At 70.5% G+C, this 11,653-nt stretch carries 11 protein-coding genes; 10 read left to right on the forward strand and 1 reads right to left on the reverse strand.

Annotation, left to right across the window (positions count from 1 at the left end; genetic code table 11):
• The first annotated feature begins 1 nt into the window (after position 1).
• The 10 genes from M2352_RS18400 (at position 2) to M2352_RS18445 (ending at position 10,981) form a co-directional block, all read left to right on the forward strand.
• Positions 2-1,189, forward strand: coding sequence for a nucleotide disphospho-sugar-binding domain-containing protein (locus M2352_RS18400; RefSeq protein WP_264665962.1), 1,188 nt, complete (start codon positions 2-4; stop codon positions 1,187-1,189).
• Positions 1,186-3,120 (forward strand): tetratricopeptide repeat protein, encoded by a 1,935-nt coding sequence (locus M2352_RS18405; protein ID WP_264665963.1) that lies wholly within the window; start codon positions 1,186-1,188, stop codon positions 3,118-3,120. Before M2352_RS18400 ends, M2352_RS18405 begins: the two co-directional genes overlap by 4 nt.
• 64 nt (positions 3,121-3,184) lie before the next feature.
• Positions 3,185-6,271 (forward strand): phosphoenolpyruvate carboxylase, encoded by a 3,087-nt coding sequence (locus M2352_RS18410; protein WP_264665964.1) that lies wholly within the window; start codon positions 3,185-3,187, stop codon positions 6,269-6,271.
• 108 nt (positions 6,272-6,379) lie between these two features.
• Positions 6,380-6,670, forward strand: coding sequence for a toxin-antitoxin system TumE family protein (locus tag M2352_RS18415; RefSeq protein WP_264665965.1), 291 nt, complete (start codon positions 6,380-6,382; stop codon positions 6,668-6,670).
• Positions 6,670-7,026 carry an HVO_A0114 family putative DNA-binding protein gene (locus M2352_RS18420; RefSeq protein ID WP_264665966.1) on the forward strand — a complete coding sequence of 119 codons (357 nt, stop codon included), beginning with the start codon at positions 6,670-6,672 and terminating at the stop codon, positions 7,024-7,026. The genes M2352_RS18415 and M2352_RS18420 overlap by 1 nt, the downstream gene beginning before the upstream one ends.
• A gap of 252 nt (positions 7,027-7,278) precedes the next feature.
• Entirely contained in the window at positions 7,279-7,623 is a 345-nt protein-coding gene (locus tag M2352_RS18425; protein WP_264665967.1) for a hypothetical protein, read from the forward strand.
• A 115-nt stretch (positions 7,624-7,738) separates the two neighbouring features.
• On the forward strand, positions 7,739-8,335 hold the full coding sequence (locus M2352_RS18430) for a hypothetical protein (protein ID WP_264665968.1): 597 nt from the start codon (positions 7,739-7,741) through the stop codon (positions 8,333-8,335).
• Positions 8,336-8,488: 153 nt separating this feature from the next.
• Positions 8,489-9,028, forward strand: a complete 540-nt coding sequence (locus tag M2352_RS18435; protein WP_264665969.1) for a DUF2934 domain-containing protein — start codon at positions 8,489-8,491, stop codon at positions 9,026-9,028.
• A 104-nt stretch (positions 9,029-9,132) separates the two neighbouring features.
• The gene (locus M2352_RS18440) at positions 9,133-10,065 is read left to right on the forward strand and encodes a DMT family transporter (protein ID WP_264665970.1); all 933 of its coding nucleotides are present in this window, start codon (positions 9,133-9,135) and stop codon (positions 10,063-10,065) included.
• The gene (locus tag M2352_RS18445; RefSeq protein WP_264665971.1) at positions 10,058-10,981 is read left to right on the forward strand and encodes a DUF1624 domain-containing protein; all 924 of its coding nucleotides are present in this window, start codon (positions 10,058-10,060) and stop codon (positions 10,979-10,981) included. Before M2352_RS18440 ends, M2352_RS18445 begins: the two co-directional genes overlap by 8 nt.
• A 2-nt stretch (positions 10,982-10,983) precedes the next feature.
• Here M2352_RS18445 and M2352_RS18450 read toward each other — a convergent pair whose 3' ends face one another.
• Positions 10,984-11,631: a MarC family protein gene (locus tag M2352_RS18450; RefSeq protein ID WP_264665972.1), complete on the reverse strand. Its 648-nt coding sequence runs from the start codon at positions 11,629-11,631 to the stop codon at positions 10,984-10,986.
• Positions 11,632-11,653 lie beyond the last annotated feature (22 nt).

Consider the following 11,653-nt stretch of genomic DNA (forward strand, 5'->3'; position numbering starts at 1 on the left):
CATGGCGCGCATTCTTCTGGTTTGGGAACTGGGGGCCGGGTACGGGCATCTGGCGCAGCTTCGCCGCATCGGCGCGGCGGTGCAGGCCCGCGGCCACGAGATCGCCTATGCCGTCCGCAGCCTGGACGAGGCGGCGGACGTGCTGGGCGTCACCGCCCCCATGTTCCAGGCGCCGCTGGTGGGGCCGAACTTCGCCCTGGCCGGCACCCGGCTGCCGCTGTCCAGCCTGCCCGACATCCTCTACGCCACCGGCTTTTCCCACGCGCGCACGCTGATGCCGGCGGTGCGGGCGTGGGAGATGCTGCTGGGGCTGGTGGCGCCCGACGTCATCGTCGCCGATTACGCCCCGGTGGCGACGCTGGCGGCGTGGAGCTTCGTGCCGGTGCTGGCGGTGGGCAACGGCTTCACCCTGCCGCCCCGCCATCTGGCCGAACTGCCGCCGCTGGCCACCCGCTCCGGGCCGGGGGTTCCGGCCCGCCACATCCTGGAGGTGGCGGCGCAGATCCAGGCCGCCCGCCGCGCGCCCGCCCCCGCCTCTCTCGGCGAATTGCTGGGGGGGGACCGCGGCTTTGCCTTTGGGCTGGAGCTGTTCGACCCCTACCGCGACCTGCGGCTGGAGCCGCTTTACGCGCCGCTGGAGCCGCTGCCCCCGCCCCTGCCGCCGCCCGCCGATCCGCGTTCGGCCTTCGTCTATCTGGGCGGGGATTACGCACCGACCGCCCCGGCCCTGATGGCGCTGGCCGAACGGGCCAAGGAGCAGGGCATCCGCCTCGCCGCCACCATCCGCCGGGCGCCGCTGCGGCTGCGCGACGGGCTGGCGGCCTTGGGGGTAACCGTTCACGACCGCCCGCCGCCGCTGGCCGAGATGCTGGCCGGGCACGGGGCCGTGGTCCATCACGGCGGGCTGGGCACCGCCGCCGCCGCGCTGGCGGCGGGCCGTCCGCAGGTGCTGTTCACCCAGCATCTGGAGCATGGGCTGAACGGCGCGGCCCTGGCCCGTCTGGGCTGCGCCGTGGCGGTGGAGGGCCGGGACGGCCCCGCCCTGCTGGCCCGCGCGGTGACGGGTGTGCTGGACGACCCCCAGGCGGCGGAACGGGCCGCCGCCGCGGCCGCCACCCGGCGGGAGCAGCCGGACGGGCTGCCCGCCCTGCTGGACGCCATCGACACGCTGGGGGGGAGGGCACGGTGAACGGTCCCACGTCCCCTTCCCTGCCCACCCTGCTGACCACGGCGGGCCGGGGGCTGGCGACCCGCAACCAGGCGCTCAACGAGGCGCTGGTCCTGGCCCAGGGCGGGAGCACGGTCAAGGCGATCGCCCTGCTGGGCGATCTGATCGACGCCGAACCGCGGTTCGCCGACGCCTATGTGGCGCTGGGCTGCTGCTACCTGCACGGCGGGCGCACCGCCGATGCGGTGGCGGCGCTGGGCAGCGCCGCATCGCTCGACGCCTACAACCCCGACGCCTTCGCCAATCTGGCGCTGGCCCACACCGCCGCCGGCAATCACGACGACGCGCGGGTCTGTTTCGACCGCGCCCTGACGCTGGCCCCCGGCAACCCGGTCACCCTGTCCAACTATGCCGCCCTGCTGGCCGCGGCGGGGGAGGACGAGGAGGCCGCCGGCTGCTACCGCCGCGCCCTGGCCGCCGACCCCGACCACCCCCTGGCCTGCAGCGGGCTGGCGAAGCTGCTGCGCCGCCGGGGCAACCGGACGGCGGCGGCGGCGCTGCTGCACCACGCCACCACGGTCAACCCCGGCCATCACGGGCTGTGGCTGGAGCGGGCGGAAACGCTGGTGGAGATGGGCCGCGTGAGCGAGGCGCTGGAGGCCAGCCGGCAGGCCCGTGCCATCGACCCCACCCACACCGACGGGCTGATCGTCGATGGCCGCATCCTGCTGGCCGCCGGGATGGCGGCGGAGGCGGCGGCGGTGCTGAAACAGGCTGCGGCCCTGCGCCCCAACGCCATGCTGCCCCGCTTCCTGCTGGCCGAGGCGGTGCGGACCCAGGGGGACTATCCCGCTGCCCTGGCCCTGTGGTCGGCGCTGGTGCAGCGCTTTCCCCGCTCGCCCCAGCCTTATCTGGGGATGGCGCGGGCGCTGATCGACATGGGCAACGCCGACGGCGCCCGCCGCTGCCTGGAACGGGTGGCGGAGGTGCGCCCCGACGCCCCCGAGCGCCACTGGCTGCAGGCCGAGATGGACCTGCGCCAGGGCTATGTGACCAAGGCGTGGCCGGTGCTGGCCGAGCACATCCGCCCTCTGGCCGCCGAACCGGACACCGCCCGCCCGCCCCTGTGGGACGGGACGCCGCTGGAGGGACGGCGGCTGCTGGTGGACGCCCGCCTGACCATCACCGACACCGTTCTGCTGGCCCGGCTGCTGACCCTGGCCGCCCGCTGCGGCGGGCCGGTGCGCGTGCTGGCCCATCCGTCCCTGGCGCAGCTTCTGTCCACCGTGGCGGGGGTGGCGGCCGCCTATCCCCACCCCCGCGGCGCCTATGCCGAGGCCGACCTGTGGTGCTCCCTGAGCGGTCTGGCCCCCCTGCTGGCCCCCCGGCGGGAGGATCTGACCGCCCTTACCCCGTCCCTGCGGGCACCGCCGGTTCTGGTGGCGCGCATGGCGGCCCGGCTGGCGGAGGCCGACGCCGGTGGGCGGCGCTGGCTGGGCGTGGTGGCGCCGCCGCCGGAACAGACGGACCTGATGGCGGCGGTGCTGGATCGGGTGGACCCGGACCGCTGGACCGTCGCCTGGATCGCCCCCTCGGTTCCCGCCGGCCAACCGCCCCTGCCCCGCCTGACCGGCGGTGCTGCGACAGCCGGGCCGCGGATCACCCTGACCGCCGACGAGCCGGTGGAGACCGCCGCGGCGCTGAGCGCGGTCGATCGCGTGGTTGCCGCCGACGGCCCCGCCGCCCATCTGGCCGGTGCCCTGGGCCGCCCCGGCCATGTTCTGGTGCGCCCGTCGGGGCATTGGTGCTGGGGCTATCGGCCTGGGGGGCCGTGGTATCCGACCCTGACCGCCGTGCGCCGTGCCCCCGCGGACACGGATTGGGAACCGGCTCTGGAGCGGCTGGCGCAGGCGCTGGCAACTGGTCTCACCAATTGCGACAAGAGCGATTGACACCCGCCCTGTTGCACCGCATCGTTCCCCGTATTGTTGACCAAACCATTCGGGAACACCCGCAATGACCGAGGCCGAGGCCAAAGCCGCCCGCAACGCCCGTGACTCCAGCCGCCGCCGGAACGACGACACCCGGACCACGGACACAGGCACCGGCTGGACTCTGCCGACCGGGCCGTTGCTGACCGACCCGGTGGCCCGGTTCCCGGCTCCCGCGGCGCTGGATTGCGCCGCCCTGGTGGCCGACCTCGGCGCCTGCCTCGACCGTTTCACGCGCGAGAGCGAGGAAGACCCCTTCACCAACCCCATCCTGCACCTGTCGCTGGAAATCAACCGGCGGCTGGCCGCGGGTACGCTCGACCTGGGCACGGTGGAGCAGCTTCTGCAATACCTGTCGGCGGACGGCTTCCTGGGCCGCACCCGGCGATTCGCCGCCAAGCTGGGCGAAACCGACCCGGCGGCCAACGACGCCGTGATCCGCCGGCTGGTCCGCTCCATCGCCCAGCCCGACGGCGAGGCCGCCCCCATCCCCTTCGCCGATTTCCGCCGCCGGGTGGAGGCGGAGGTGTTCGGCATCGTCATCACCGCCCACCCCACCTTCAACCTGTCCGGCCCGCTGATGACGGCGCTGGCCTGTCTGGCGCTGGACCGCGACGAGCAGGGCCAGCCGCTCACCGCGTCCAAGCGCGCAGCATTGGTCAGCCGCATGGCGCGGTCGGAGCACCGGCCCGACGCCAACCTCACGCTCTCGCGCGAGCATGAGCTGTCGCTGCACGCCCTGGGCAACATCCACGCCGCGCTGCGCCGGCTCTACGGCCTGATCTTCGAAGAGGCGGCAACCCTCTATCCCGACCACTGGACCGACCTGACGCCCAAGCTGCTGACGGTGGCGAGCTGGGTCGGCTACGACATCGACGGGCGGTCGGACATCAAGTGGACCGACATGCTGCACAAGCGGCAGAAGGTCCAGCTTCAGCAGCTTCGCCAGTATCTGGCGGAGGTGCAGGGTGCCCGCGCCGCCGTGCCCGACGATGAGGAACTGCGCCACACGCTGGAGCAGATCGAATCCCGGCTGGTGCTGGCGATCCACGAGATCACCGACGAAATCAGCGTCTTCGCCGTCCACGACCCCCAGCGGGCGGATTCGCAGAAGCACCTGCAGCGCATCTCCCGCCGGATGCACGAGGACCGCGCCTTCCGCCTGACCGACGGGGCGTTCCTGGTGGAGCGGGTCAACCGCGCCATCCGCCTGCTGGGCAGCCGCGGGGCGGCGGCGATGCCGGCGGTGCTGCGCCTGACCGTGCTGCGGGCGGAACTGGCCAATTACGGGCTGGGGGTGGCCCACACCCATGTGCGCATCAACTCCACCCAGCTTCACAACGCCATCCGCAAGGCGGTGGGGCTGGAGACCGCGCCCGACGACCCGCGGTTCCGCCAGTCCTATCTGGAACGGCTGACCCAGCTTCTGGACACGGTGCAGCCGGTCGCCATCAACTTCGGCTCCCTGATCGGCGAGCGCACCTCGGCCAAGCGGCTGTTCATGACCGTGGCCCAGATGCTGAAGTATTCGGACTCCACGGTCCCCGTCCGCTTCCTGATCGCGGAGAGCGAGGCGGCGTTCACCGTGCTGACCGCGCTCTATTACGCCCGCCTGTTCGGGATCGAGGACCGGCTGGACATCTCGCCGCTGTTCGAGACGGAACGCGCACTGGAACTGGGCAGCCGCGTCATCGACACCCTGCTGGAGAACCCGCACTACCGCGCCTATGTGCAAAAGCGCGGGCGGCTGTGCATCCAGACCGGCTATTCCGACGCCGGGCGCTATCTGGGCCAGACGCCCGCCGCCGCCTCCATCGAGCGGCTGCGCAGCCGCGTGGCGCGCCTGTTCAGGAAGCACGGGCTGACCGGCGTCCAGCTTGTGGTGTTCGACACCCATGGTGAATCCATCGGCCGCGGCGCCCACCCGGCCAGCTTCACCGAGCGCCTGTCGTACATCGCCCCCCCGGCGTGGCTGTCGTCGCTGGCCGAACTGGGCGTACCGTACAAGCAGGAGGTCAGCTTCCAGGGCGGCGACGGCTTCCTCTATTTCGTGACCGAGGCGTCGGCCTTTGCCGTGGTCACCCGCATCGTGCAGTACATGCTGGGCGAGCGGCCCGCCGGCACCGACGATCCCTTCTACGACGAGAACGACTACATCACCGAAGTCTTCACCACGGTGAAGGAGTTCCAGGTGGCGCTGGTGCGCGACCCCAATTACGCCGTTCTGGTGGGGACGTTCGGCGGCAGCCTGCTCTACCCCTCGGGCAGCCGGGCGTTCAAGCGCCAGCACGACGGCAGCACCGACAGCATCGACCAGCAGAACATCTCCCAGATCCGCGCCATCCCCCACAACGCCATCCTGCTGCAGCAGGGGCTGCCCGCCAACGTCATCGGCGGGTTCGGGGCGGCCATCGACAAGGATCCCGAGCGCTTCGCCGCCCTCTACGCCCGCTCGCCGCGGTTCCGCCAGTTGCTGGGCATCGTGGAATACGGCTTCGCCGTCGCCGAGCCGGACGCGCTGAAGGCGTACATCGACATGATGGACCCGGAACTGTGGCTGACGCTGGCCGCGCGCGAACGGGAGCCGGCGCGGGCGGAGGAGATGCGCAATCTGGCCGACCATCTGGAAAACAGCCCGGCCCATGTGCGGCAGATGCGCATCTTCCGCAAGCTGTACCGCGACCACACCATGCTGCGCGACGGTCTGGCCCGCACGGGTCCGGGCTGTGCGGCGCTGCTGGACGGCGACTGCCGCACGGGCCTGCGCCTGCTGCACGCCCTGCGTCTGGCGCTGATCCACGAGGTGTTCCGGCTGGCGACCCACATCCCGGAATTCTCCAGCCAGCATTCCACCACCCGCGAGCGGGTGATCGCCCGCATCCTGCACCTGGACATCCCCACCGCCGTGTCGCAGTTGGAGGAGATCTTCCCCGCCACCACCGACACCGGGCCGGAGGATGCCGACTACGGCGAGCCCGCCACCTATGTCAGCGACGAAAGCCAGAACTACCGCCAGGAAAACGAGCGGCTGTTCCGCCCCATGACCGGCCTGTACGACCTGATCGTGCGCACCGGCTCGGCGATCACCCAGCGGGTCGGGTTCTTCGGGTAGCGGCGGCGGTCGGTTGCCATGGGGCACGTCTGCGGAAACACCTATGGCATTTGACGGCATAGGTGTTTCGTGACAGAGTTCCCCATAGCAACCGGAGGCGGCAGTGCCGTGCCCAAAGCCACCCTGCTTCATGCGGAACGCCGCCTTCTTTCCAGTGGCGCCATCATGCAGGCCAGGATCTGGCTGGTGCCTGAGCCGGTGCCACCATCCACGCATCCGCTCAAGTATTCGCTGGTTTATATTGTCGGCGGCGAACGGGTGGTCGGCTACGACAACGAACGCGGCAAGGGCGACCACCGGCACTATGGCACGTGTGAGGAACCGTATGCCTTCACGACACCGGAACGGTTGATGATGGACTTTCTCGCCGACGTGCGGGCAGCGGGAGGAGACGTGTGATGACCGGCGATCTCAACGTTCACGTGGGCGACACCGCCGCCGATTTTGGCCAGCGCTTCGTGGAAGCCTGGAAACGTGCCGAGCGTGGCGAGGTGCAGCAGGAACGGCACCTGTCGTTCGACAGTTTCGAAACCCTGGCCCGTGTGCTGACGCCCAAGCGCCTGGAATTGCTGCGCCATCTTCACCGGGAGCCGGCCCCCAGCATCAGCGCGCTGGCGCGTGCGGTGGGGCGCGATTACCGCCGGGTTCACGAGGATGTGGAAGCGCTCGCCGCCGCCGGACTGGTGGACCGTGACAAAAACGGCAATGGTCTGACCGCCCCCTATGACGCCATCGCAACCCGCATCGCGTTGTGATGGAGCAAAACCGGCTGAATTCCTGACGATCGGGCAGCCCTTCAGGGAAAGATCCCGTTTGGGTGTATTTTCCTTGCGTCGTCTCAACCCCACGCGGAAACGCATTGCGCGGCTCGGCATACGAATGTACGATTCGTGGCCCCCGCAACCGTGATCCCGCGGGGTGAGCGCAAGCGGCCGAACGGGTGGGCAGGCACCCTCCCGTCCGGCCTGACCACAACTCGACTACAACACGATAAGAGGAGTCGACTCATGGCTGACGTGGTGGATACCACAGCCGCACGCCTTCGCGTGCAGAATTCCCGCACCCCCGATCCGGTGACGCTGCTGCTGGACGTGATGGAACGGCAGGTGACGGGGTGGCGGACCCTGCCCTCCGACGACGACGGCGTGCGGGACAGGGTGGCGGAACTGACCCGTGACGAAACGGGCGCCCTGCTGCGGCAGATCGAACCGACGACCATCAGCGGCGTCATCCGCGCGCTGCGCCATGCGACGGAGCGCATCGCCCCGAACGGCGGTGCCGGTCCCGATGCGTACAGCATCCCGCTGGCCCGCAACGCCATCACGGCGCTGGAGCGCATGGTGGGGAACTGACGGCGGGCCCCCCATCCCCCCTTGCGGACCGTTGGTGGAATCCCTTTATTTTGTGGTGCGATCATTCGGCACGGCATCATAATCGGGATGAAACCACCGGCCCCAGGGGGAAGTCATGGAACGCACCCGCTCCGGCCCTGCCCTTGCCTTCGCCCGCCGTGCCGCCGCTCTCACGGCGGCGGCGTTCTGCATCCTGTCTCCGCCGGCCATCGCCGCCCCCCAGACCCGCACCGTGGATGCGCCTGCCGGCTGGACCGTCGGCGCGCTGCCCGCCCCGGCCCCCGCACCCGTGGAAACCGGCGGTGCCGCCGGGCGACGGACGGAGCTGTTCGGGCTGCAGGACAAATACCGGGTCGGCGGGGCGCTGCTGCCCTGGCTCCAGCCCTATGCGGCGCTGAGCCCGTGGGTGTCGGCCACGCCGGGGGCGGGCGGGGCGCCGCTGTCCAGCGGCGGTGTGCTGCTGGATGTGCCGGTGGGCGGCGGCTTCACCTTCACCCCCAGCATCGGTGCCGGCTATACCCCCAACCGGCTGCGGCCCGAGGGGGAGGCGGTGGAGTTCCGCTCCCAGCTCGAGATCGGCTATGCCTTCGACAACAACGCGCGGGTGACGCTGGGATACACCCGCATGCGCGGAACCGGCGGCGGACGGGACGACGGCGAGATGCTGGGCTTCACCTTCCGCCTGCCCTTCGGCGCCTTGACCGGCGACTGATCCCCCGCTCTGCGACGAAGAGCGGCGGGTTTTCCGGCGAAGCGTGTGCTGCACCGTCTTTACTAATCCTCCCCGTCGCGGCACTCTGACGCGCGCACCATCGGGCCGGTTCACGTCCGGCGCGCGGAACGAACGAAACGGGGAAGAACACACATGTCCAAGCGCAAGACCACCGCTGCGGCCGTCGAAGCCACCACCGTTGCCGCCCCGGACGCCAAGTCGGTCATCGACGCCGGCGCCGACGCCATCCTCAAGACCGGCTTCACCCGGCCCGAGGGCGACGCCCGCACCCTGACCCACGCCGCCACCCTGCTGATCGAGGCCAACAGCCCCGAAACCGTCAGCATCGCGCTGGACCACAACCTCAAGATCTGGGTCGCCATCAAGCTGCTGGTGCAGGACGACGCCAGCCCCCTGCCGGTCGAGGTCAAGGAAAACCTGAAGAACCTGGCCCAGTACGTTTCCGCCACCACCATGCAGGTGACCGAGGGGACGATCGAGGAAAGCAAGCTGGTGTCGCTGGCGCGGCTCAACATGCACATCGCCGAAGGGCTGCTGAGCGGCGAGCAGAACCGGCTGATCCAGGAACGCGCCTATCAGATCTGGGAGGCCCAGGGCCGTCCCGAAGGCCGCGCCATGGACCATTGGATCCAGGCCGAAGAGGAAATCCGCGCCGAACTCGCCGATAAGTAAACCCATGATGCCAAGGGGTTTGGCCGGGCCGCACACCGGCCATTCCCCGGCGGCATGGACCGGACCCCGCCCCCGCGGTGACGGGACGGCGGAGTTTTGTTACCGTGCGGCCTGTGAGAGACTCCCCCGCCCCCCCCGATATCCGCACGGAAAACGCGCCGCTCGCCATCGCCCTGATGCTGGTGTCGGTGTTCATCTTTTCCATTTTGAACCTGCTGGTGAAGCTGGCCGCGGAGCGGTATCCGCTGGCCGAGGTCACTTTCTTCCGCAACCTGCTGGCGCTGGTGCCGGTGGGCATCGCGGTGGCCATGAGCGGCGGGCTGCCCAGCCTGCGCACCGCCCACCCGCTGGGGCATCTGTGGCGGTCGGTCATCGGCCTGACGGCCATGTCGCTGATGTTCTGGTCGTTCCATCTGCTGCCGCTGGGCACGGCGATCGCCTTCAACTTCACCTCGCCCCTGTTCCTGACGGCGCTGTCGGTGCCGCTGCTGGGGGAGCGGGTGGGGCTGTTCCGCTGGGCGGCGGTGGGGGTGGGATTCGGCGGCACGCTGATCATGCTGCGCCCCACCGGCGACGTGCTGGAGGTGGGCACCCTGGTGGCGCTGGCCGCGGCGCTGTGCCAGTCGCTGGCCATGGTCACCATCCGGCAATTGAGCCGGACCGAGCCGCCGACCACCATCGTCTTCTACTTCACCCTCATCACCACGCTGCTGTGCGCGCTGGCCCAGCCCTTCGTCTGGGTGACGCCGCAGGGGTGGGACTGGCTGCTGCTGGCCGGCTGCGGGCTGACCGGCGGCGTGGCCCAGCTTTTCATGACCCGCGCCTATGCCCTGGCCCCCGCGGCGGTGGTGGCGCCGTTCAATTACGCCGCATTGCTGTTCGCGCTGCTGTTCGGCTGGATGTTCTGGAACGAAATTCCCGATCTGTGGACGCTGGTGGGTGCGGCTGTGGTGGCGGCCAGCGGCCTGTACATCCTGCACCGGGAAACCGTGCGGCGGGCCACGGTCACCGCCGCCGGAGACGCCCACAATGACTGACCCCGCCTTATCCCTTGCCCGGCTGCCCCGCATCGACGCCGCCCGCGGCGGCGCCGTGGTGGCGATGGTGCTCTATCACCTGTCGTGGGATCTCAATCATTTCGGCTGGCTGACCCTGAACCTGTTCGCCAGCCCGGCGTGGCTGGCGGCGCGGGCCGGCATTCTGTCGGCATTCCTGTTCCTGGCCGGGGTGTCGCTGGTCCTGTCCACCCGCGGGGGGATGGACCGGCGGCGGTTCGGGCGCCGCTGGGCGCTGCTGGCCGCGGCGGCGGCGGCCATCACCGCGGTGTCTCTGGCGGTCTTTCCCCAGAGCCCGATCCTCTTCGGAGTCCTGCACCATCTGGCGGTGGGCAGCCTGCTGGGTCTGGCCTTCCTGCGGCTGCCGGCGGCGGTGACCGCCCTGGCGGGCGTGGCGGTGCTGGCCCTGCCCCAGTGGATGGGCTTCCCCCTGTTCGACAGCCCCTGGCTGTCGTGGGTGGGGCTGGTAACCCATGAACCCGACGCCAACGATTACGTGCCGCTGTTCCCGTGGTTCGGCGTGCTGCTGCTGGGCATGGCCGCCGGGCGGCTGTGGGGGGAACGGGCCGGCGGCGGGGCGCCCGCTTCGCTCGCCTGGCTGGGGCGGCACAGCCTGCCCGTCTACCTGATCCACCAGCCGGTGCTGTTCGGGCTGCTGTGGGGGATCACCGCCGCCGGCCTGTCGCCTGCGGGGGACGAGACGGAGCGGTCCTTCCACGCCAGTTGCGTGGCGTCCTGCGTCCAGACGGGAGCGGATGAGGAGGGATGCGTGCAAAGCTGCCACTGCATCGCCGGCGGGCTGAAGGAGCACGGGCTGTGGCAGGCCGTGTTGCGGCGGAACACCACGCCGGAAGAGATGGAACGGGTGATGGCGGTGATACGGGCGTGCCGGCCGTAGGCTCAGGGCTTCAGCAGCGGCTCCACGGCGCCCAGCACCCCATTGACCAGGATCTGCACGCCGACGCAGAACAGCAGGAAGGCGAACAGGCGCGTCAGGATGTGGGCGCGGGTCTGGCCCAGCAGCGCCACCAGCCGGTCGGCGGAGCGGTAGGACAGCCAGATCAGCACCGCAATCGCCACCGCCGCCGCCGACATGCCGATGAAGAATTCACCCAGGGCCGCCGTGTTCGACGGGCGCGTGGCGCCCAGGGCGATGGCCACCGAAATGGTGCCCGGCCCGGTGGTGAACGGAATGGTCAGGGGAAAGAACGCGGATTCCTGCACCGTGCCCGCCGGGGCCGCCTGTTCCTGCTTGCGCGCCTCGTGCGCTTCGGGGGCGGTCAGCAGCGCCCACGCGCGCTCGGCGACCACGAAGCCGCCGGCGATCCGCAGCGCGGCCAGGGAAATCCCGAAGAAATTCAGAACATAGGCACCGGCCCACAGGGCCGTGAGCATCACCACCGCGGAATAGACCGCCACCAGCCGGGCAAGCTGCGCGCGTTCACGCGGCGTGCGGCCCGCCGTGACCTGACTGAAGATCAGGGCCATGGCCAGCGGATTGACGATGGAGAACAAAGCCGGGAAGGCGAGCAGGAAACTGTCCAGCATGGGAAGGCTATCCAAGCGGATC

The organism is Azospirillum fermentarium (genome assembly GCF_025961205.1).
Taxonomy (GTDB): domain Bacteria; phylum Pseudomonadota; class Alphaproteobacteria; order Azospirillales; family Azospirillaceae; genus Azospirillum; species Azospirillum fermentarium.